Origin of the sequence: Pseudomonas parafulva (genome assembly GCF_000800255.1) — a bacterium.
GTDB lineage: Bacteria > Pseudomonadota > Gammaproteobacteria > Pseudomonadales > Pseudomonadaceae > Aquipseudomonas > Aquipseudomonas boreofloridensis.
In genome coordinates, this window is the sequence record NZ_CP009747.1 from 2,924,303 (window position 1) to 2,945,665 (window position 21,363).

Below are 21,363 nucleotides of genomic sequence, written 5' to 3' on the forward strand. Positions count from 1 at the left end.
CACAGCCTGAGACGTCCGAACCGCCGTCGTGCTCCAGCCATTGGCGACAGCCAGAGTCGACGGCGCGAAGCATAGCGCAGCGCTCGTCGCTTTTGTGCTGGTCAAGCGACCCCGTGCTCGCTAGAATTGCGCACTTTTTGATCAGAGGCGCTGAAAACGCCCGCCTGGATCGCTCCGCCAACGGCCGGGGCGACCTGTTTCAATACCGAGGTTAGCCATGTCCACCACTCCCGCCACGCCGAAGGTCGGCTTCGTCTCCCTGGGTTGCCCGAAAGCCCTGGTCGACTCCGAGCGCATCCTCACCCAACTGCGCATGGAAGGCTACGAAGTTGTACCGACCTACGAAGACGCCGACGTGGTGGTGGTCAATACCTGCGGCTTCATCGACAGCGCCAAGGCCGAATCGCTGGAAGTGATCGGCGAAGCGATCAAGGAGAACGGCAAGGTCATCGTCACCGGCTGCATGGGCGTCGAGGAAGGCACTATCCGCGACGTGCACCCCAGTGTGCTGTCGGTCACCGGCCCTCAGCAGTACGAGCAGGTGGTCAACGCCGTTCACGAAGTGGTCCCGCCGCGCCAGGACCACAACCCGCTGATCGACCTGGTACCGCCTCAGGGCGTCAAGCTGACCCCGCGTCACTACGCGTACCTGAAGATTTCCGAAGGCTGCAACCACAGCTGCAGTTTCTGCATCATTCCCTCGATGCGCGGCAAGCTGGTCAGCCGCCCGGTCGGTGAAGTGCTGAGTGAAGCCGAGCGGCTGGTCAAGGCGGGCGTCAAGGAGATCCTGGTGATATCCCAGGACACCAGCGCCTACGGCGTGGACGTCAAGTACAAGACCGACTTCTGGAACGGCCGCCCGGTCAAGACGCGCATGCTCGAACTGTGCGAAGCCTTGAGCAGCCTGGGTGCCTGGGTGCGCCTGCACTACGTGTACCCCTACCCCAATGTCGACGACGTGATCCCGCTGATGGCCGCCGGCAAGATCCTGCCGTACCTGGACATCCCCTTCCAGCACGCCAGCCCGAAAGTGCTCAAGGCCATGAAGCGCCCGGCCTTCGAGGACCGCACCTTGGCGCGCATCAAGCAGTGGCGTGAGCAGTGCCCGGAACTGGTCATCCGCTCGACCTTCATCGTCGGTTTCCCCGGCGAAACCGAGGAAGACTTCCAGTACCTGCTCGATTGGCTCACCGAAGCCCAGCTCGACCGCGTCGGCTGCTTCCAGTATTCGCCGGTCGAAGGCGCCCCGGCCAATGACCTGGGCCTCGACGAGGTACCCGACGACGTCAAGCAGGATCGCTGGGACCGCTTCATGGCTCACCAGCAAGCCATCAGCAGCGCACGCCTGCAACTGCGTATCGGCAAGGAGATCGAGGTATTGATCGATGAAGTCGAGGAGCAGGGTTCGGTCGGCCGCAGCTTCTTCGATGCGCCGGAGATCGACGGCAGCGTGTTCATCGACGGCGATCACGGCTTCAAGCCCGGCGACAAGGTGCGCTGCCGCATCGTCGATGCCGACGAGTACGACATGTGGGCCGAACCCATCTGAGCGACATCCCCGGTGGCGGCGGCGTGACGGTTTTCCAACCGCCTCGCCCGCTGCTGTGGCCTCTTCGATAATCCCAGGCGCTGACCATGACCTCGACGTTGACGCTCCATACGCCGCACTATACGGACTATCCGGAGCTGGTACGCGTCTGGGAAGCCTCCGTCCGAGCCACCCACGATTTCCTGCCGGAGCACTACATCGTGCTGTTGCGCGAGCAGGTCCTGAACCGCTACCTGGATGCTGTGATGCTGACTTGCTGCCGTGATGGCGCAGGCCGCATCCTCGGTTTCGCCGGCGTGTCCAAGGGCCATGTCGACATGCTGTTCGTCGCACCGGAGTCTCGTGGTCAAGGCGTCGGCAAGAAATTGCTGCGCCACGCCATCGAGGTGCTCGGCGCCGAGCGTCTGGATGTCAACGAGCAGAATACGCAAGCTTTGGCTTTCTACCTGCACGAAGGCTTCGAGGTGACGGGACGCTCGGACACCGACGGGCTGGGTCAGCCGTATCCGCTGCTGCACATGCAACTGCGGGCGATCGCCGGGTAGGACCGGGCCTTGAACATCGCATGAAAGGGCCCGGCTCGCGCAGATTGCCCGCCGCAGTCCAGCAGGGACGGGTACAATGAGCACCTTTTCCTGCCCTGCGAATACCTGCTCATGTCCGAACCCGTCCGCCTGTCAAAACGCCTCATCGAACAGCTCGGCTGCTCCCGCCGCGAGGCCGAACTGTATATCGAGGGAGGCTGGGTCACCGTCGACGGCGTGGTCATCGAGCAACCGCAGTTCAAGGTCGAGTCGCAGCAGGTGGCGTTGCTGCCTGGCGCACGTGCCGAGAGCCTGGAACCGGTGACGCTGCTGCTCAACCAACCCGCTGGAATGGACAGCGAAACGGCCCGCAGCAGCCTGAATATGGCCACACTCAGCGAAGCCCATCGCGAGGGTGTGCGGCCACTGCATGGTCATTTCGCCCGCCTCAACTGCCTGGCCCCGCTGGAGCGCGGCGCCAGCGGCCTGCAGGTCTTCACCCAGGACTGGCGGGTGACCCGCAAAGTGGAAGCCGACCTGCGTCGCCTCGAGCAGGAATACATCATCGAGGTGCGCGGCCAGGCTACTCCACAGGCCCTGGAGCGGCTGGCGCGAGGCGCCACACGCAACGACCGTGAGCTGCCTCGGGCCAAGGCCAGTTGGCAGAACGAAACTCACTTGCGCCTGGCCATCAAGCACCCACAACCTGGGCAGATTTCCGAACTATGTGCCTACCTGCGCCTGGAGATGCTCAGCCTGCGTCGCATCCGGCTTGGCGGTGTGTCGATGGGCAAGCTGGCACTTGGGCAATGGCGCTACCTGGCCGGCAGCGAACGTTTCTAAGCGATACCGCCGCCCTTCTGGGTGGCCCTGAAAAGGATTCGACTCACATGATCCACAACGATGTCCTGCGCAGCCTGCGCTACATGCTCAAGCTGAACGACGCCAAGATGGCCGAGATCATCGCCCTGTCCGGCCTCGAAGTGAACCCGGTGGTGCTGGCCGGCTATATCAAGAAAGAAGACGAGGCCGGTTTCGTGCGCTGCCCGGAGCGGGTCATGGCGCATTTTCTCGACGGCCTGGTGATCCACCGTCGCGGCAAGGACGACACCCGTGCGCCGCAGCCGGTGGAGTTGCCGGTGACCAACAACACCGTCCTGAAAAAACTGCGAGTGGCCTTCGAACTGAAGGAAGACGATCTGCACGTCATTCTCAAGTCGGTCGATTTCCCCGTATCCAAGCCCGAGCTCAGTGCCCTGTTCCGTAAAGTCGGCCACGACAACTACCGCGCCTGCGGCGACCAGTTGCTGCGTAACTTCCTCAAGGGTCTGACCCTTCGCGTGCGTGGCTGAGACGACCATGCAACACAGCGTCTCGCCAGTCGGCATCGTTCGCTCCTGCTTCAAGGAAAAGTTCGCCATTCCCCGTCAGCCGCGCCTGGCGCCTGCGGCTCGCGGCGTGCTGGAACTGCTGCCACCGTTCGATCAAGGCGAAGCGGTGCAGGGCCTGGAGCAGGTCAGCCATGTCTGGCTGCTGTTCCTGTTCCACCAGGCCTTGGAAGACACACCACGCTTGAAAGTGCGTCCTCCACGCCTGGGCGGTAACAAAAGCATGGGGGTGTTTGCCACCCGCGCAACCCACCGACCCAACGGCATCGGTCAGTCAGTCGTGCGTCTTGACGGCATAGCGCCCGGGCGGCTGCTGCTGTCAGGGATCGATTTGCTGGACGGCACGCCGGTGCTCGACATCAAGCCCTACGTGCCTTATGCCGACTGTATCGAGGATGCACGCAACCAGATGGCCAGCGATGCGCCACAGGCGATCGCTGTTCAGTGGGGCGAAAGTGCTTTGTCCCAGGCGCGCGAGCACGCTCTGCGTTTGGCAGAACCGTTGGTTGAGCTCATCGAGCAATGCCTGGCACAGGATCCACGTCCGGCTTACCAGGTGCCATCGCCGGAGCGCGTGTATGGCGTGAAGTTCTGGGATGTACAGGTGCGGTGGCATTATCCGCACCCAGCGCTGATCGAGGTGCTGGAAGTTGCAAGCGAAGGCTGAATGCTGCTTTCGCCACCGGCCCTGCCGCAGGTGAAACCAGTGCGATAGAGACTTGCAGCCATAAAAAAACGCAGACTGGGTCTGCGTTTTTTTGCTGGACTCGCCTTACTTCTCGACGAAGGCCCGCTCGATCAGGTAATCACCTGGCTCGCGCATGCGCGGGGAGATTTTCAGGCCAAAGCTATCCAGCACTTCGCTGGTCTCATCGAGCATGCTCGGGCTACCGCAAATCATCGCACGGTCATCCTGCGGATTGATCGGCGGCAGACCGATGTCGGTGAACAGCTTGCCGCTGCGCATCAGGTCGGTCAGTCGACCCTGATTCTCGAACGGTTCGCGGGTCACAGTGGGGTAGTAAATCAGCTTTTCCCTAACCGCCTCACCAAAGAACTCGTTCTGCGGCAGGTGCTCGGTGATGAACTCGCGGTACGCGACTTCATTTACGTAGCGTACGCCGTGAACCAGGATGACCTTCTCGAAGCGCTCATAGGTTTCAGGATCCTGAATCACGCTCATGAACGGCGCCAGGCCGGTGCCGGTGCTCAGCAGATAGAGGTGCTTGCCCGGATTCAGGTCATCCAGCACCAAGGTGCCGGTGGGCTTCTTGCTGATGATGATCTCGTCGCCTTCCTTCAAATGCTGCAGTTGGGAGGTCAGTGGACCATCAGGCACCTTGATGCTGAAGAACTCGAGATGTTCTTCCCAGTTGGGCGAGGCGATCGAGTAGGCACGCATGAGCGGACGGCCGCCTTCCTGCTGTAGGCCGATCATCACGAACTGACCGTTCTCGAAGCGCAGGCCCGGGTCGCGGGTGCACTTGAAGCTGAACAGGGTGTCGTTCCAGTGGTGCACACTGAGGACACGTTCGTGGTTCATGTTGCTCATCGAGTGGGGCTCCTGAAGAAAAACGCAGCGCGCACGGGCGCACAATTGCGCGATAGTTTAGGGGCAGCGGGAATATCTGTTAACTTAATTATCAAGATAAGTGTTATCGGTTATATAGATATGCGATTCACGCTTCGTCAACTTCAGGTCTTCGTCGCCGTCGCCCAGCATCAGAGCGTGTCGCGGGCTGCTCATCTGCTGGCGCTGTCGCAGTCGGCCGCGAGTACCTCGATCACTGAGTTGGAACGCCAATCCAGTTGCCAGTTGTTCGATCGCGCCGGCAAGCGCCTGAGTCTCAATGCCCTGGGACACCAACTGCTGCCGCAAGCCGTGGCGTTGCTCGACCAGGCCAAGGAGATCGAAGACCTGCTCAATGGCAAGTCTGGCTTCGGCTCGCTGGCGGTCGGCGCAACCCTCACCATCGGCAACTACCTGGCGACCCTGCTGATTGGCAGCTTCATGCAGGTGCACCCGGAAAGCCAGGTTAAGCTGCACGTGCAAAATACCGCGCACATTGTGCACCAGGTGGCGCACTACGAAATTGACCTGGGTCTGATCGAAGGCGACTGTAGCCATCCTGACCTAGAGGTGCAGCCCTGGGTCGAAGACGAATTGGTGGTGTTCTGCGCGCCCCAGCATCCAATGGCGAAAACCGGCCGGGCCGACATCGCGGCGCTCTCCCAGGAAGCCTGGATCTTGCGCGAGCAAGGCTCGGGCACGCGTCTGACCTTCGATCAGGCCATGCGCCATCACCGTGCCAACCTGAACATTCGCCTGGAACTCGAACACACCGAGGCGATCAAGCGCGCCGTGGAATCGGGCCTTGGCATCGGCTGCATTTCCCGACTGGCCCTGCGCGATGCCTTCCGGCGCGGCAGCCTGGTGGCGGTAGAAACCCCGGAGTTGGATCTACTGCGGCAGTTCTATTTCATCTGGCACAAACAGAAGTACCAGACCTCGGCCATGCGCGAGTTTCTCGAACTGTGCCGCAACTTCACGGCCGGCGTGCGACGTAGCGATGAGATCGTGCTGCCGGCCATTGCCTGAGCACTAGCCGAGCAGGATCACACCCCAGACCAGTGCAACCATGCTCAGCGCCACCAATTGCGCCGCGCTGCCCATGTCCTTGGCGTTCTTCGACAAGGGATGGCGCTCCAGCGAGATGCGATCAATGGCAGCCTCGACTGCCGAGTTGAGCAATTCGACGATCAGCCCCAACAAGCAGACGGCAATGAGCATGGCGCGCTCGCCCCGGCTGACCGGCAACCAGAAGGCCGCGGGAATCAACAGCACATTGAGCAGTACCAGTTGGCGAAAGGCCGCCTCGCCCTTGAAAGCGGCGCGCAGGCCGTCCAGGGAGTAGCCAGCTGCATTGAAGATACGTTTCAGGCCGGTCTGGCCCTTGAATGGCGACATGAAGGTCCACCTGGGAAAAGCCGGCAGGCTAGTGCAGGCCGGGTCAAAAAAGCGTGAAGCCGCTCGCGTCAGTGCGTCGATACCGATTCAAGTTGTTGCAGCAGCAGCGCAGCCTGCGTCCGGGTGCGCACCCCCAGCTTGCGGAAGATGGCCGTGACGTGGGCCTTGATGGTGGCCTCGGAAACGTTCAGTTCATAGGCGATCTGCTTGTTCAGCAAGCCTTCGCAGACCATGGTCAGCACCCGGAACTGCTGCGGCGTAAGGCTGGCGAGCCCCTCGCTGGCAGCCTTGGCCTCGGCCGAAACATCGACTTTGTCGAACGCCTGGGGCGGCCACCACACCTCGCCGTCCAGTACCTTCTGCACCGCATCTTGAATGGTTTCCAAGGGGCTGGACTTGGGAATGAAGCCGCTGGCACCGAATTCACGGGACTTGACCACCACCGCCGCTTCTTCCTGTGCGGACACCATCACCACCGGAATCTGCGGATACTGCCCACGCAGCAGGACAAGCCCGGAAAAACCGTAGGCGCCCGGCATGTTCAAATCGAGCAAGACCAGGTCCCAGTCGGCTTTTTCAGTGAGGCGGGTTTCCAGCTCGGCGATGCTGGCGACTTCCACCAAGCGCACCTGTGGCCCGAGACCGAGGGTCACGGCCTGGCGCAACGCGCTGCGAAACAGCGGGTGGTCATCGGCAATCAGGATTTCGTATGTAGCCATCGATCCAGGGGTCCTGTTCTGTGTCGAGCACGGCAACGGCGACTTCGTGGCCGAATCGGCGCCAAGGATGCCGAGCACCGTGCAGAGGGTCAAGCCAATTACCCAGCGGTTTGGCGCCTGCGGCCGTCCTCACAGTATGAACCTGTCCGGCCGGCCTGCACCTTGGACTATAGGAAGGTATGCAAGCGCCGATGCGCCTCATCGTCGGGGTCCAGTGCCAAGTGCCGTTTGCCACTCAGGTAATGAAGGCTGAATACATCGAGGTAGGCGTCCAGCGCTTGAGAGGCGCGTTGATCGCCGGCCAGATCCAGGCACATGGCGGCCACTTCGGCAGTACAGAAATGATCATCGCGCTTGGAACGGCGCAGGCGATAGCGCGACATCTGCTCGGCCTCCAGACTCAAGACCGGAAAGCGGTCGAGGTAAGGGCTCTTGCGAAACATCTTGCGCGCCTCGGTCCAGGTGGCGTCGAGCAGGATGAACAACGGCCGTTTGCCGGGATCGCATGCCACCTCGTTGACCACGCGCTGCGGCTCGACGAACTCGCCGGGAAATACGATATAGGGCTGCCAATGGGGATGCTCGAGCAGTGCCAGCAGACGCGGATCCACATCTGTGCGCTGCCAGCCAAAGGCCCAGGTGTCCTGGATCAGGTCGGCGATCAGCCAACCTGTGTTGGTCGGTTTCAGCGGTTCGGTATCATGCATCACCAGGCACATACCCGCACGCGCATCGACACGGGGCTTCCAGGCGCACAGGCAATGGCTGGCAATTACTCGACAGTCCGGGCAGCGCTCGGCGCGCGAACCACGGGCGATAAAGGGTTTATTGCTGCGAGCCAGACGCTCGGCGCGCAGACGCGCGACTGCGTGACTCATGGCTGCAAGCCTGCAGCGGAGATCGGGACGAACACGGAGGCGACTCGACGGGAACAAAGGCCGCAGTTTACCAGAGCGCATACAGGATTGGCGTGCAGACCCCTGCCGCCCGCGCCTATAATCGACCCCTCGCGGCGCCCGACGCTCAGACCCGGTCAGTTCATGGAACGCCGCCCCTCTGCACCTGTCCAAGCGCCAGTCACCGAACCAGGAGAGATTCATGCTGCGTCTTATCGTCCCGACCCTGAGCCTGATGCTCGCCCTGCCACTGGCAGCCCAGGCGGCGTCCAAGCAGGACTACGAGCTGGAGCAGATGCTGCAGAAGGTTGCCAAGGAGAGCAGTGTCGGCACACCTCGCGCCATCAATGAGGACATCCTCGACCAGGGCTACACCGTGGAGAAGGGCAAGGCGCTGGTCAATCATCTGAGTGTGCGTGCTCAACATGCTGCGCGCATGCAGCAGAATCCTGAGCAGGTTCGCGACCAACTGGGCCAGAGCGTGTGCCACAACACCGGTTACCGTCAGTTGATGACCAAAGGCGCGGTGATGGTGTACCGCTTCACGGTGTACAAGACCAATCAGCCGGTCATGGATCAGGCGTTCGATTCCGCCAGCTGCCAGGCCGGCAACAAGAAGAAGTAACTCGACACTCGTCGGTTCCCCGCGCGCCGTTGAGGTTCATCGGCGCGCAAATTCATGCCCTCCCCATCTTGCCCTCCCATCACTCCATCTGTTCGCGCTGAGTCCCTCAATCGGCGAGACTGTCGCCTAGCGGCTAGATTGAAAATCAACGTCGGCCGCAACATTGCTGACCGAGCGAGCGGGCCACGGTTCGCGCGCGGGGTACAAACCCAATGCAATACTCCGCCTGTACACTCCAGCGTCAGCCATTATTGACACATGCAGCGTTGTGATCGGGACATGAGGTCATCCGGTCGAAGGTTTTGCTGCACAAGGAGACGTTGAATGCCCTATTCATCCAATGAGCAGTTATCCGAGTACTTCAGCGGACAAGGCCTCGACCTGAGCGCCGTCGACGGGCTGCTCCAGCAAGCGGCGCCGGACAGCCCCAACCTGCCACTCTATCGCGACATGATGCTGACCATCCTGCGCATGGCCTGTGATGATGCCGACCGCTGGAACGCCAAGATCACGCTACAGGCGCTGCGTGAACTGGAGCATTCATTCCGAATACTGGAGCGCTACAAAGGGCGACGCAAAGTCACCGTATTCGGCTCCGCGCGCACGCCCCAGGAACATCCTATGTATTCCCTCGCGCGTGAGCTCGGTGCCACGCTGGCGCGTTCGGAGCTCATGGTCATCACAGGCGCCGGGGGCGGCATCATGGCTGCGGCCCATGAAGGCGCAGGGGCTGAAAACAGTCTGGGTTTCAATATCAGGTTGCCGTTCGAGCAACATGCCAATGCGACAGTGGACGGCACGGACAAGCTGCTGCCCTTTCACTTCTTCTTCATCCGCAAACTGTTCTTCGTCAAAGAGGCCGATGCCTTGGTGCTCTGCCCTGGCGGATTCGGCACCCTCGATGAAGCACTCGAAGTACTGACGTTGATCCAGACCGGTAAAAGCCCCTTGGTGCCGGTGGTCTTGCTGGACTCGCACGATGGCAGCTTCTGGCAGGAAGCGCTGGGCTTCATCAGCCGTCAGTTGGAAGAGAACCGCTACATTCTGCCGCGAGACCTCAAACTGGTACGCCTGGTACACAGCGCCGAAGAGGCCGTGCAGGAGATCAATCAGTTCTACAGCAACTACCACTCAAGCCGCTGGCTGAAGAGCCAGTTCGTGCTGCGCATACAGCATCCCTTGAGCGAGGCAGCACTAAACGAGGTTCGGGATACATTTGCTGACTTGTGCCTGAGCGCAAGCTTCGAGCAAATGCCCGCTAGCAGTGCGGAACACGAGGATGATCGTTACAGTCACTTGGCCCGCCTGACCTTCGCCTTCACAGGACGAGATCAAGGCCGCTTACGAGAACTGGTGGATTTCATCAACCTGCCGGAAAACTGGTCTGAGTCCATGCCAAAGCATGCGACTGAACCCAATCAGGGAGCCTTGAAGAGTGGCTGAATGAAAAACGGCCGTAGGGCTGACCTGACAAGCACCTGTCAGGTCATCCCTACGGCCGTCAGTCATCAAGATCGCGCCCGCTAAGCAGCCGACCGATCATGTCCAGAGAAAAACCTCGGTACGCCAAAAAACGTGTTTGCTGCGCCCTGCTGCGTGGGTCTTGAGGGCGCTCGCCTGTGAATTTCCGTTGCCAAACGTCACGCAATCGAGCTGCCCAGTCGACGCCGCTATCATGCAGCGCTTGCTCCACATCACCCCGGTCCAACCCACGCTGGCCCAGTTCCTCACGAATTCGCGAGGGACCGTAGCCAGCATTGGACCGATAATTGATGAAGCTTTCCAGATAGCGGGCCTCACTCAAGAGCCCTTCTTCAGCGAGCCGATCAAGGGCAGGCTCGATCAGCTCATCTGTAGCGCCACGCTTGCGCAGCTTGCGTGTCAGCTCAACCCGACCATGTTCGCGGCGGGCGAGTAGATCCATGGCAGTGCGCCGAACGGCGACAGGCGTGTCGAGTACGACGGACATTGGCGCTCAACCGTATGGATCAGTAACCGGCGTCTGCATCGGCTACGTCGCTGGCATCTGCCTGGGCGGCTGCAGTCTTGCCCGCAGCAGCTACCGCGCCAGCATTGAGCAGCTTGTCGCGAATCTGCTTCTCGATTTCAGCACCGATGGCTGGGTTTTCTTGCAAGTATTTGGCAGCATTGGCCTTGCCCTGACCGATCTTGTTGCCTTGGTAGCTGTACCAGGCACCGGATTTTTCGACCAAGCCTTGAGAAACGCCCAGGTCGATGATCTCACCATTACGGTAGATACCCTTGCCGTAGAGAATCTGGAACTCGGCCTGACGGAACGGTGGCGAGACCTTGTTCTTGACCACTTTGACGCGGGTCTCGCTACCGACCACTTCGTCGCCTTCCTTCACCGCGCCGGTGCGGCGGATGTCGAGACGTACGGAGGCGTAGAACTTCAGCGCGTTACCACCGGTGGTGGTTTCCGGGCTACCGAACATCACGCCGATCTTCATACGGATCTGGTTGATGAAGATGACCAGGCAGTTGGCGTTCTTGATGTTACCGGTGATCTTGCGCAGCGCCTGGGACATCAAACGGGCCTGCAGGCCGACGTGCATATCACCCATCTCGCCTTCGATTTCAGCCTTGGGCACCAGAGCCGCCACGGAGTCGACGATGATCACGTCAACGGCGTTGGAGCGCACCAGCATGTCGGTGATTTCCAGGGCCTGCTCGCCAGTGTCTGGCTGGGAGACCAGCAGATCGTCGACGTTAACGCCCAGCTTGCCAGCGTACTCGGGATCAAGGGCGTGCTCGGCATCGACGAAGGCGCAGGTGGCACCACTTCTCTGAGCTTCGGCAATGACCGACAGCGTCAGTGTGGTCTTACCCGAGGACTCCGGACCGTAGATCTCGACGATCCGGCCCTTTGGCAGGCCGCCAATGCCGAGGGCGATGTCCAGCCCCAGGGAGCCGGTGGAAATGGCGGGAATCGCTTGGCGCTCGTGGTCGCCCATGCGCATGACTGCGCCCTTGCCGAATTGGCGTTCGATTTGACCCAGGGCCGCAGCCAAGGCGCGCTTCTTGTTGTCGTCCATTGAAATCCTCACGTGTTCGACTTGGCCCTGATGGCCGGGAATACCTGTATAAGTAGCCAGTATTATTCCACAGGGAATTCTTTCCGCCTACCCCCGTCCAGCGATTTACTCCCCGCCAAGCTGTAACAAGCCGTCTAACGCGGCCAGCACCGTTTGCCGCCGCACCGCTTCGCGGTCGCCGTCGAACTGGCGGCGCTCGCTGACGACGCGCGCGCCATCGGCCCAAGCCAGCCATACGGTACCCACAGGCTTGAGCGGCGAGCCGCCGCCCGGCCCCGCAATACCACTGACAGCCACGGCGAAACGTGCACCGCTAGCGGCCTGCGCGCCACGCACCATGGCCTCGACCACTTCCTGGCTGACCGCACCGACCTGCTCGAACAGCGGCGGCGGCACGCCAAGCTGGCGCGTTTTCTGAGCATTGGAGTAGGTCACATATCCGGCTTCGAACCAGGCCGAACTGCCGGACACGCGGGTAATGGCCTCGGCGATGCCACCGCCGGTGCAGGATTCGGCGGTGCTCACCTGTGCCTCGAGACGGCTCAGGTGCTCGCCCAGGCGTGCAGAAAGAACGGTGATGGGGTCCATGACAGGCTCCTGGGTGACAGCGCACTACCCTACCACCCTCGCCCGCCCAGGCAAGTGTTCAAGGTGCCAGCGCGCGAATGTAGGCCTGACAGGCACGCAGGGCGATCAGTCCGCGGTCGCCGTCGTCGGTGATGGCGATAATTCGTCGAGCATGCGCCGGGTCAAGTCGGGCGCGTACGGCGCCATGATCCACGCCGCCGGCGCCGGTGGCGGCGGGCACTGGGGTGCAGGCGGTGTCGCGCTCGACCAGGACCGACAGGCGCAGATCGGCAGTAGCAAGGCGGTCACGCAGGCGAGCTTGATGGCGTTGGGCATCGGTCAATTCCTGGAAATGTCTGGATTCACTGTCGCTCAGGCGGGCCTCGAGCCCCAGGCGCTGTTCCTGCTCGCGACGCAGTTGGGCATGCAGCACCTCGGCCTGCTCGACCCGCTGCTGCGCCTGCAACTGCTCGGACTCGGCCAGCAATCGCTCGCAGCGCCAGCCCTGCACCTGCCAGGCCAAGGTGGCCGCCGCCAGCATCAGCACGGCGCACACGGCAACCTGCCAGCGGCTCAGCACAGCACCTCCCGGGCACGGGCCCAGAGCTTGAGGCGCTCGTCGAGGCCATTCAGGCCGCCGTTGATATGTCGGGTAATGCGGTTGAACTCACCCTGGTCAGCCAGGGCATTGAGCCCTCGCGACTGCCAGAACCACGCCGCTGATTCGCAGGCCCAGCGTGGTTGCTCGAGCAGTTGCGGTTGCGCCAGCAGGCGCTCGTCGCCGAACAGCGCACGACTGCAGGCCTGGTAGTTGTTGCGCCCGGTCACCTGGATCAGACCTCGGCCACGGTACAGCTGACCGTCGCCATCGGCCTGTGGCGTATTACCCAGGCGCAGCGCCAGCGCACCGGTGTCGTAACGCGACAGATAGGCATCACTGCCCAACTCCCTGACGTAGCGCAGTTGCCCTGACTCATGGCCGATCTGAGCCAGGAAGGCGGCCATACGCTTGGGATGATCGATCTGCCAATGCGCCATGGCCGCGTTGAGCGGATCGATGAACAGACCGGCACGTTGGCCGGCCAGGGGAAAAATCTGAGTGAGTTGCGTCTCGGTGAGCATGCGCTACCTCCGTATCACGAAAAAAGCCCAGGCAATGCCTGGGCGGTTTCAGAGAGTGATTGAAGGCGTCGGGTCAGATGCCCAGCGAGGCCATTTCCAACGGCGAGCGATAGGTCGCCGCTGCTTGCGCGATGCAGGCGCGGGCCTGAAGGTTGGCCTGGCTCAGATCATCGATGAGATCGGCAATCCGTTGCGCTTCCTTGAGCATCCACATCCGTGAGTACACGGCGGCGGCGACGCCGCCGACAACGACGATCAAGTTGGAGAAGAGCTCGGCCAGCCGTTGCGAACAAAGGCTGATCTGCTCGACGGTGGTACGCACCACTTCCACCACCTCCTCGTTGTAGTCGAGGTTATTGGCCACGCTGGCCCCCCAAATGCTGGTGACCAGCGCCTTGCAGTCCTGAATTTCCTGTGCGGTGAGCGACATGATGACATTCTCCATTGCTATCGGTGGGATCGGCGGACATCTCCGCCAAGTGATCGCTCGAAGGCGAAGGCTCGAAGCACGAGGCTTTCACATGATTCAAGGTGCGGCAGCGACCGCATTTGATCTGGAGCTCGGAAGCGGGGGTGATGCGCGCCAGCAGCTTCTTGCACTGGCCGCAGCGAAAGTCGACGAACATCGGCGGCTCCTTTGCGGATGGATTGGACCGGTTCACGCCTTGAGCGAGCCGGCCTTGCGGGGTCGATGGCCTTTGCTTGCAGCCTTGCCGGTCTTGCCACCATTGCACTGCACGGAGGTGCGCCAGCCCGACGGGGTGAACACCTGCTCGACCGAATCGATCAGGTACTGGCCATCGAGCCCGTCGACGAAACCGCTGATATCAAGGCTGCGCTCGACGAACAGGTCGGTGCGCCCTGGCATGTCCAGACGCACATGGGCCGTGTCGCGGTTGAAGCTGGCCAGGTGCGCACGCGCGGCCTGTTCGGCAGCGGCGCGGTTGGGGTACAGATGACGGTCCATGTGCACCGGCCGGGCGCTGCCCGAGGTGTTGTCGTTAACCAACTCGACCACCTCGCGGACGCCGCTGGCTGGACTCTGGTGGCAGGTGCGCACCGCCTTGCGCGAAGCCTTGTCGTCCAGGCGAAACTGCCACTGGCTGACCTCGCTGCGCTTGAGCGTCACCACCCCCAACGCCTGGCCGCTGGCGCTCTGGCCGCCTTGGCGCGGCAGCACCAGCAACTGGCCGTTGGCAAGCTTGGCGGTGCTGTCATACAGGCGGGCCAGCCGGGTGATGAAGTTGAAGTCCGACTCGCGAAACTGGTCGACCCGCGGTATCACCCGCGTGACTGGGCAGATGGACTGCCAGCCGTTGCGCGCACCGATCTCGGCGACGATGCGCTGCAACGAGACGTTCTCCCAACTGCCACTGCGAATGGTCCTGCCACTGCCGCACAGGTCGCTGGCCTTGCCGCGAATGACGAGGGTGTCCGGTGGACCGGACAGCTCCACCTCATCGACCGTGAAGCGGCCGAGCAAGGTTAGCGGCTGACCGGCATAACCCAGGTGCACCTCCAGCACCGCGCCACGTGACGGCAGGGCCAAGGCGCCATCACGCGCGTCGATGCGCAATTCGAAGTCGTCGGAGTCCAGCCCCGGCTTGTCGGTGGTACGCAGCGACAGTAGACGGTCGTTGATCAGCGCGGTGATGTCCTGGCCGTCGGCGCGGATGCTGAAGACGGGTCTCATGATTCAGGTCTCCATTGCGAAAAAAACAGGGGCACTCAGTCCCAAAGCTGCACGGCGCTGGCCATGGAGGTCGGTAGGTCCGGCAGCAGGATGACCACCTCGGCAGGCAGCGGTTGGGGGACGTCCGCCAGTCCTTGATTGGCCTGCAGCACGGCTTCCACCGTGCCCTGCAGATGGCCGTAATAGTGCTGGCAGAGGGTGTCGAGCAGATCGCCGTCAGACGTTTTGCAGATCTTCGCCATAGCGTGTGAACTCCAGTGAGAAACCCTGTTTGCGTGGAATGCCACCGGCCAGCAGGTTGCTCTGGTCTTCGTCGATGCTGGTCAGGCACCAGTTGCCGAGCACCTCGCCGTAACCGGTGGTCAGGCTCAACGGCAGCAACTGCCGACCGATGCTGCGCAGGGTCTGCAACTGGCCCAGGCCACCTTTGAAGGAGGGAAAAATCGCCCCCCGAATGCTGATGGTTTCCTCGCCTTGGGCGACGGCCTGCTGGGCGCTGTCACGACTCAAACGCTCCTGCGCAGCCCAGCGGAAACGGGTCTGCCGGCGCAGTTGGTCGAACGCGGCGGTGTCGAGGTTGAAGTAGTAAGGCGCTGCATTGGGCTTGAGTGGCTGCAGCACCAATAGATGAGGAAAGGGTTTGACCGCCTCGGCGGCCGGGGTGGTAAGCGGCGCGAAACCGAACGCGGCCAGTACCCCGCGGCCGACGGCGCGAACGTCGCCGACCACTTTGCGGATCGCCGCCCCCGCCTTGCCCAAGTGCTCTGAGAAGGTGTCGATGCGTGCCTGGACCTTGCGCACCTCATCGACCGTCTTGTCATAGCGGGCGATCACTTTGTTCACTCGCCCCTGCGCCGAGTCGAGGGCGCGCATCGTGCGCTGCAGGCGCTTGCCAATAGCCGGCCCAACCCAAGGCAAGGCTTCGAGTTCGCTTGCCGCCTGCTTGACGTGGTCCACCGCCTGATCCATCGGATCGAGCATGGCACCGGCACGCTGGCGACCCTCCTCGCCCGCCTTGACCAGGGCGTGCAGTGCACCTTGCAACTGCTCCAGGTAGGTCATGAATGTCGCTCCCGTTCAAAAGCCTCGCAGAGGATCCGCCAAGCGGGCCTCCTCGGCCCTTTGCCGTTTCTCCAGCACGCTGCGCACGGCCGCTTCCAGGTCCAGCGTCAACTGGTCGTGGTCAACGGCCGGGCCTTGCACCGTGATGGGGATGTGGGTGGTGAAATTGAGTGGCTGACTGACCACAGCCTGCGCAGTCGCGTTGACGGCGACGGGCGGCGGCGAAACGTCTTCGGGCAGCCTGCTGCTGGTTGCGGGCACGGTGACCTGCGCCGCCGGTCGTTGCAGACTCACCGACAGCGGGAAGCGAATCGGTACTGGCGCGATGCCTGGCATCATCGACATGCCGGGCAGGGTCGGTGGCCATGTCGGGTTGCCCACTGCGCTGGAAGACGATTCGGCAGGTCGCTGATCGCGCGTGGGATTCGGCGCCTGGCGAGGCGCGTGGGAAGACGGCTTGTCGACGACACGTCCCAGCGAAACGACAGGTTTTACTCGGACCGGCGTTGGCTCTGACGACACGCCGGCTTTGACCATTCCACCCTTTGCTGCCGCCTCAGAGGCCTGCGCCTCAATCTTCGGTAGCCCCACCGTAGAAGCCGGCCTTGACGGTTTCTGACGGGGTTGGACGGGCCGGGACTTGGTGCCTGCCGCCGCGTGACCGGGAATCTGAATGTCGAGTGGTGGCAAGGGTGCGATGCCCGGTACGAGCGAAGGGCTGGGGATCCTGGGCGGCCAGAGCGGTCTGTCAGGCGTGACGATCGACTGGGCGCGCTGTTCGGTGGTGCTGGCGATCACGGGTTCAGGACCCTCGGTCACACGCACAGAGCCGTCCTGCGGTTGTAGCGAAATCGCTTGTGGCGGTGACGCCGCTGGCTCGTCAGCGCCTTTTGCAGCTTCTGCCTCGGATGAAAAGAACGTCGCGCCAATGTAGCCACCGATGGCCGAACCGAGTTGGTCGCCTAGAAAATTACCAATCATGACGCCCATCGGTGCGGCTTGAGGCAAGCCCATCCCGGTGAGCGCCGCCCCTGCTCCGGCGCCCAACAACACACCGCCCACTGCACCACCATAACCGGCACCGCGCTCCTCGGCCGTTTTGGCAGTCGCGGCGGTGTACGCCCACTTGGCAGCCCCTTCAACGGCCAGCCAGGTCACAGGATTGTAAGCCAGCCCCTTGCTCAGTGCGGAAGTGAGTGAGGGCAGCGGCCCACGCCAGAGACGTTGCTTGGCCGACTCCCAGAGCGCTGCGCCGCTGGCGACAACGCCAGTCGTGGCGACCGCATCCTTGATGGTGTGCATCATCTTCGAGTACGGATCGACCTGCGGCGGGGCGGCCTCGACCTGTGGCGAAGAATCGGTGTTGCTTGCTCCCACGGCGGGCGTAGCCATCAGTGCTTTGCCGAGGACCGGCCCTGCTTTATCGGCGGCCATGCTGAATCCGATGCCACCCACCTCCGACGCCACCTTGCCAGCAGCCCCTTTGAACAGGAACGCGCCTGCAGTCTTGCCCAGCAGCCCTGCCAATGGCGCTCCGAACGCGCTCGCATAGCCGGCAACCTGTTGCTCGGGCGTCTTGGCATTAAAGGCGGTGAAAGTCCCCCTCAACGCGATGTCCAGCGCCGTGCCGGATCGTGCACCCCTGGCTTCCTCAAGCGCCCTGTGTACACGGGAGGGCTCGACTGCGGCGACCGGTGACCTCGAAACCGTCTCGCCCCCAGCCGTCCGGGGTGACTGCGCAACTGCAACTGCGGATTTCACCGGACGCGGTGCGCTTCGTTTGGCCCGCTTAGCCCTGCTTCGCGATCTGGAGGGCCGGACTCTTGGCTCAGGTTCAGCGGTAACCACGGTCGGCGCAAGAACAACGGCGCCCTTTGGCACCGCCCCCTCGACGCCTGAATTGACGTTAGCAACCGAGGCAGTCGGGCTGCCCATTCCAGGGACACTGGGCTGCGATTTGCCGTCCGGGAAGGACGCAGCAGCATAAGGTGCACCAAGGCCGGCAAACGCCGGCCTGTAGCCCCCCTGCGCAGCGGTTGATGCGGGTCCAGACGCGTGGGTGTCCCCCATCGCGCTCCAAGGGGGATGCCACTGCCCCGCAACCGGGGATGCCTGCACAGGCGCATAATCGTAAGACGCCCAGTGATCAGCAAACCTGGCGCGGTAGGCCTCGAACGCATTCGGGGAGGCCGAACGGGATGCGTAGGCCTCCCCCAGAACAATCTCTGGTTGTTTCGCCATGCAGTATTCCTCTCAATCCGACAGCCACCAGGCCATGTCGCTGAACGACATGGCCATGATTTCGCTTGCGGAAAAGTTCAGCTCCTTGGCCAGCCGCCTGGCGGCGGCCTTCTGCCGGGCAGGGTCAAACCGCGTCGTCCTGCACCAAGCGAAAGTACCCGGCCTGCAAGCGGCCGTAGTCCTTCAGCGTCAGGCCTTCGAGGTCCTTGATGCCGACTTCGGCCAACGACGCGAACAGGTTCAGTTCGCGCTGCTCGTCATCCTTGGCACCGCCAGCCTGGGCGTTGCGCATGTCACGCACCGTCGGGGCGCGCAGCGACAGGCTGTCGACCTGCACGCCGTTGGCCTCGCTGGGACGCGACAGGCGCACGGTGACGCGCTCGGCGGTCAGGTGCAGCCAGGACGGCTGCGTAGTCTGCTCAGTCATGCGGCGCTCCTTACAGGCCCAGCGCAGCACGCTGCGCCGCCAGTTGATCGACGCCGTCGATGACCCGCTTCATGCCCAGGGCATCGATTTCGTAGACCAGGCGACCGTCGACCTCCAGCTTGTAGTAGGTCAGCGCGACGCTGTGCTTGATCTCGGCCTTGTCGCCGGACTTCCAGTCGCCCATGTCGATTTCCTTGAGCGAACCGCGCAGGGTGACGATGACCGGGTTGATCTGGCCCTTCAGGCCCTTGAAGGCACCGCGGAAGGTGCCGTTGAAAGCGGTGCCGTCGGCCAGGCCGAAGAACTTCAGCGACTCGCGGCGCACGCCGGTGGTGGTGAAGGCCGCCTCTTGCTTTTCCATGCCCTGGTCCATGTGGACCGGCATGTCCATGCCACCGGGACGGTGCTCTTCCATCTTCAGGGTGAGCTTGGGCAGGGTCAGGCTGGGGACATCGCCCTGGAAGCTCACACCGTCGACGAACAGGTTCAGGTTGGCCAGGGTTTCGGGAATCATTGCCATGTAGATGCGCTCCTTAAGCGGCGGTATCGAGGACTTCGGTCAGCCACTGGTTGGTGACTTCGACGCGGAAATTGGGGTTTTCGGCAGGCGGGACGTCGGTGAAGCGGATGTTCCAGTACACCTTGCCCTGCTCCAGCTGGCCGGCGGTGTTCAGCTCCGGGTCGGCGAAGACCTCGAAGTTGATGATCGCGCCCTGGTTCTTCAGGTCGCGCATGAAGGCCTGCAGGCCCTCGGTGACGTCCTTGACGTAGGTGGCGGTGATGGAGCGGTCGACGGCCCATTTGTGGCCGTAGAGGATCGCGTCCATGACGATGTCCAGGGTGCGCACGCGGGTGACGAAGGCCCACTTCGGATCACTGGACAGGGTGCGGTTGCCCCACAGACGGAAGCCGTCGTCGCGGATGATGGTGGCGATGTTGGCGTTGTTCAGCAGGTTGGCGCGGCAGCTGTCATCGCCATCGAGGAACTCCACCGGACGGGTGGTGCCGGTGATGCCCACCAGCTCCTTGTTCGACGGCGAGGCCCAGAAGCCGTACTCGCGGTCGGTCCAGGCGAACAGGCCCGCGACCCACGCCGAGCTCGGCGCATCGACCGTGGCTTCGGCAGCGGTGTCGAAGTAGCGCACGCCTGGGTCGACCAGGAAGGCACGCTTGGCACCGAAGTTCTTGGCGTAAGCCACGGCCGCTTCATCGGTGGTCGCCGGACCGTCGATGATGGCGATGCCACGCAGCTTGTCGGCCAAGGCCACCAGCGCGGTACCGACCGCCTGGGTGGCGCTGTGCTTGGGGGCGACCAGCAAACGGGGCTGGGCGTTGAACCGGCTCTTGCCGTCGAGCAGGGCCTGCAGGCCAGTACGCTTGCCATCGGCCAGCACGCTGCCGATGACGGCGGCGGTCTGTTCGGCCGAGTCGTCGAGCTTGGCCACGCCACAGGCGACGATCACCGCCTTGGCGCGGCTGTAGATGGCGCGGCAGGCCTTGGTGATCGCCGCATCGGCGCCGAAGGCGGCGACCGCTTCGCGTTCGCTGGTGATGAGCACCAGGTCGTTGGCCTTGGCCGAGACGCCGGCTCCTTCGGTGAAGGTGTCGACCAGGCCGATGATCGAGGACGACGGCAGGGCAATGTTGCGTGCGCCGGTGTCGACGTTGGTGACGGTGACGCCGTGGAAGAATCCACTCATAGAACTAATCTCCAGATAAGAGAAAGCCCCGCATGCGGGGCCCTAGTGGTACAGCAGGAAAGAAAACGCCCCGGCAGTGCGGGGCGTTCATTCGGTTTGCGAGGCCAGCCAGGCGACCAGCGCTTGATCATTGGGGCTGTTTGGCCATTCGTCGTCAGCCGGAACGCTGACGTTGATGTCCAGACGCCCTAGTTTTACGCGATAGACTTTCCACGCTTTGAGCGCGTCGGTTTCGCTGTCGGTGGCCATACCCAGATCCACGGCATCCTGCAGCGTGTTGATGCGTGAAGTGGCGTACTGGCTGGCCAGCGATTGCTTGAGGTAGGCACTGCGTCGAGCCGCCTCGGCCATAGCGGCCTCATCCGGCACCCACTGCTCGCCCTCCCAGGTGTCGAACGCCGTTGTCGGCGCCTGCAGGGTGTAGCCCTGGGGCAGATCGCCCAAGGCCTGCCATTGTTGGGGCTCACCGGTGCCGGTGCTGTACACCGTGACGCCGCGATGGTCAGCGACGCGCTCCCAGCCGGTGCCGTCGCGATTGATCAGGGCAGCGAAGCCCGCTTCGAACACTGGCGCCTCGAGTCGGTAGCTGCAGGCCGGTAGTACCCAGACGCCCGGCTCCAGCGGACTGGGGTCCGCCTCGCCGAGGCCGACGTACTCGCCGGTATCACGGTGCACATTGCAGACCTTGGGGGCTTCGACACCCGCCAACTGCCACCAGGGCAAAGTCTTGGCAGAGCCGGACGAATCCGATGGCGCCGCCAGCTCGTAGTGCTCCTGCGGTGCCTGCGGCGCCTGCTGGCCGCTTACTTCGTCACTCATACATCAC

Annotated in this window: 26 protein-coding genes and 1 pseudogene; 8 read left to right on the forward strand and 19 right to left on the reverse strand. The window is 62.8% G+C overall.

The genetic code is table 11. From position 1 onward, the window contains the following. Nucleotides 1–217: 217 nt before the first annotated feature. The 5 genes from rimO to tsaA all read left to right on the forward strand — a co-directional run bounded on the left by rimO (nt 218) and on the right by tsaA (nt 4,128). Nucleotides 218–1,549, forward strand: coding sequence for a 30S ribosomal protein S12 methylthiotransferase RimO (gene rimO / locus NJ69_RS12540; protein ID WP_039579508.1), 1,332 nt, complete (start codon nt 218–220; stop codon nt 1,547–1,549). A gap of 86 nt (nt 1,550–1,635) precedes the next feature. Then, nucleotides 1,636–2,094 carry a GNAT family N-acetyltransferase gene (locus NJ69_RS12545; RefSeq protein WP_029613474.1) on the forward strand — a complete coding sequence of 153 codons (459 nt, stop codon included), beginning with the start codon at nt 1,636–1,638 and terminating at the stop codon, nt 2,092–2,094. 111 nt (nt 2,095–2,205) lie between these two features. After that, nucleotides 2,206–2,916 (forward strand): rRNA pseudouridine synthase, encoded by a 711-nt coding sequence (locus tag NJ69_RS12550; RefSeq protein WP_039579511.1) that lies wholly within the window; start codon nt 2,206–2,208, stop codon nt 2,914–2,916. Between the two features lie 47 nt (nt 2,917–2,963). After that, nucleotides 2,964–3,425 carry a DUF1456 family protein gene (locus tag NJ69_RS12555; protein ID WP_029613473.1) on the forward strand — a complete coding sequence of 154 codons (462 nt, stop codon included), beginning with the start codon at nt 2,964–2,966 and terminating at the stop codon, nt 3,423–3,425. Nucleotides 3,426–3,432: 7 nt separating this feature from the next. Further along, the gene (tsaA, locus tag NJ69_RS12560) at nt 3,433–4,128 is read left to right on the forward strand and encodes a tRNA (N6-threonylcarbamoyladenosine(37)-N6)-methyltransferase TrmO (protein ID WP_039579514.1); all 696 of its coding nucleotides are present in this window, start codon (nt 3,433–3,435) and stop codon (nt 4,126–4,128) included. Between the two features lie 105 nt (nt 4,129–4,233). Here tsaA and fpr read toward each other — a convergent pair whose 3' ends face one another. Beyond that, nucleotides 4,234–5,013: a ferredoxin-NADP reductase gene (gene fpr, locus NJ69_RS12565; protein ID WP_029613471.1), complete on the reverse strand. Its 780-nt coding sequence runs from the start codon at nt 5,011–5,013 to the stop codon at nt 4,234–4,236. A gap of 120 nt (nt 5,014–5,133) precedes the next feature. Here fpr and finR point away from each other — a divergent pair, with 120 nt between their 5' ends. Then, nucleotides 5,134–6,060 carry a LysR family transcriptional regulator FinR gene (gene finR / locus NJ69_RS12570; protein WP_029613470.1) on the forward strand — a complete coding sequence of 309 codons (927 nt, stop codon included), beginning with the start codon at nt 5,134–5,136 and terminating at the stop codon, nt 6,058–6,060. Nucleotides 6,061–6,063: 3 nt separating this feature from the next. Here the strand turns inward: finR and NJ69_RS12575 are convergent, their stop codons facing one another. The 3 genes from NJ69_RS12575 to NJ69_RS12585 form a co-directional block, all read right to left on the reverse strand. Next, nucleotides 6,064–6,429, reverse strand: a complete 366-nt coding sequence (locus NJ69_RS12575) for a diacylglycerol kinase (protein ID WP_029613469.1) — start codon at nt 6,427–6,429, stop codon at nt 6,064–6,066. 68 nt (nt 6,430–6,497) lie between these two features. Continuing rightward, nucleotides 6,498–7,148, reverse strand: a complete 651-nt coding sequence (gene erdR, locus NJ69_RS12580; protein ID WP_029613468.1) for a response regulator transcription factor ErdR — start codon at nt 7,146–7,148, stop codon at nt 6,498–6,500. Nucleotides 7,149–7,315: 167 nt separating this feature from the next. Then, nucleotides 7,316–8,026 (reverse strand): tRNA-uridine aminocarboxypropyltransferase, encoded by a 711-nt coding sequence (locus tag NJ69_RS12585; protein ID WP_029613467.1) that lies wholly within the window; start codon nt 8,024–8,026, stop codon nt 7,316–7,318. A 220-nt stretch (nt 8,027–8,246) separates the two neighbouring features. Between NJ69_RS12585 and NJ69_RS12590 the strand changes: the two genes are divergently transcribed. After that, nucleotides 8,247–8,669, forward strand: a complete 423-nt coding sequence (locus tag NJ69_RS12590) for a quorum-sensing-regulated virulence factor family protein (protein ID WP_029613466.1) — start codon at nt 8,247–8,249, stop codon at nt 8,667–8,669. Nucleotides 8,670–8,993: 324 nt separating this feature from the next. Next, on the forward strand, nt 8,994–10,112 hold the full coding sequence (locus tag NJ69_RS12595; RefSeq protein ID WP_029613465.1) for an LOG family protein: 1,119 nt from the start codon (nt 8,994–8,996) through the stop codon (nt 10,110–10,112). Between the two features lie 58 nt (nt 10,113–10,170). On the opposite strand, the gene recX is transcribed toward NJ69_RS12595, so the two are convergent. From recX to NJ69_RS12665, 15 genes and pseudogenes are all read right to left on the reverse strand, one after another. Next, complete coding sequence (gene recX, locus NJ69_RS22430; RefSeq protein WP_080754751.1) at nt 10,171–10,638, reverse strand: recombination regulator RecX; 468 nt, start codon at nt 10,636–10,638, stop codon at nt 10,171–10,173. Nucleotides 10,639–10,657: 19 nt separating this feature from the next. Then, nucleotides 10,658–11,725 carry a recombinase RecA gene (gene recA, locus NJ69_RS12605; RefSeq protein WP_039579520.1) on the reverse strand — a complete coding sequence of 356 codons (1,068 nt, stop codon included), beginning with the start codon at nt 11,723–11,725 and terminating at the stop codon, nt 10,658–10,660. A 105-nt stretch (nt 11,726–11,830) separates the two neighbouring features. Continuing rightward, the gene (locus tag NJ69_RS12610) at nt 11,831–12,313 is read right to left on the reverse strand and encodes a CinA family protein (protein ID WP_039579524.1); all 483 of its coding nucleotides are present in this window, start codon (nt 12,311–12,313) and stop codon (nt 11,831–11,833) included. Between the two features lie 58 nt (nt 12,314–12,371). Further along, complete coding sequence (locus NJ69_RS12615; RefSeq protein WP_052192223.1) at nt 12,372–12,833, reverse strand: lysis system i-spanin subunit Rz; 462 nt, start codon at nt 12,831–12,833, stop codon at nt 12,372–12,374. Between the two features lie 32 nt (nt 12,834–12,865). Then, complete coding sequence (locus NJ69_RS12620) at nt 12,866–13,414, reverse strand: glycoside hydrolase family 19 protein (RefSeq protein WP_039579527.1); 549 nt, start codon at nt 13,412–13,414, stop codon at nt 12,866–12,868. Nucleotides 13,415–13,487: 73 nt separating this feature from the next. Next, nucleotides 13,488–13,844, reverse strand: a complete 357-nt coding sequence (locus NJ69_RS12625; protein WP_029613460.1) for a hypothetical protein — start codon at nt 13,842–13,844, stop codon at nt 13,488–13,490. Between the two features lie 52 nt (nt 13,845–13,896). Next, nucleotides 13,897–14,040 (reverse strand): annotated as a pseudogene (locus NJ69_RS22925) (Com family DNA-binding transcriptional regulator); the annotation flags it as partial. Nucleotides 14,041–14,072: 32 nt separating this feature from the next. Continuing rightward, nucleotides 14,073–15,107, reverse strand: a complete 1,035-nt coding sequence (locus NJ69_RS12630; RefSeq protein WP_039579529.1) for a phage late control D family protein — start codon at nt 15,105–15,107, stop codon at nt 14,073–14,075. 35 nt (nt 15,108–15,142) lie between these two features. Further along, entirely contained in the window at nt 15,143–15,349 is a 207-nt protein-coding gene (locus tag NJ69_RS12635; protein ID WP_029613458.1) for a tail protein X, read from the reverse strand. Beyond that, complete coding sequence (locus NJ69_RS12640; RefSeq protein WP_039579532.1) at nt 15,324–16,169, reverse strand: phage tail protein; 846 nt, start codon at nt 16,167–16,169, stop codon at nt 15,324–15,326. The genes NJ69_RS12635 and NJ69_RS12640 overlap by 26 nt, the downstream gene beginning before the upstream one ends. A 15-nt stretch (nt 16,170–16,184) precedes the next feature. After that, entirely contained in the window at nt 16,185–17,777 is a 1,593-nt protein-coding gene (locus tag NJ69_RS12645) for a hypothetical protein (protein ID WP_039579534.1), read from the reverse strand. Between the two features lie 757 nt (nt 17,778–18,534). Then, nucleotides 18,535–18,837, reverse strand: a complete 303-nt coding sequence (locus tag NJ69_RS12650; protein ID WP_039579535.1) for a phage tail assembly protein — start codon at nt 18,835–18,837, stop codon at nt 18,535–18,537. A 10-nt stretch (nt 18,838–18,847) separates the two neighbouring features. Continuing rightward, nucleotides 18,848–19,357: a phage major tail tube protein gene (locus NJ69_RS12655; protein WP_029613455.1), complete on the reverse strand. Its 510-nt coding sequence runs from the start codon at nt 19,355–19,357 to the stop codon at nt 18,848–18,850. A 13-nt stretch (nt 19,358–19,370) separates the two neighbouring features. Next, the gene (locus NJ69_RS12660; protein WP_039579537.1) at nt 19,371–20,537 is read right to left on the reverse strand and encodes a phage tail sheath subtilisin-like domain-containing protein; all 1,167 of its coding nucleotides are present in this window, start codon (nt 20,535–20,537) and stop codon (nt 19,371–19,373) included. Between the two features lie 87 nt (nt 20,538–20,624). Beyond that, on the reverse strand, nt 20,625–21,356 hold the full coding sequence (locus NJ69_RS12665; RefSeq protein ID WP_080754754.1) for a tail fiber assembly protein: 732 nt from the start codon (nt 21,354–21,356) through the stop codon (nt 20,625–20,627). Nucleotides 21,357–21,363: the final 7 nt, after the last annotated feature.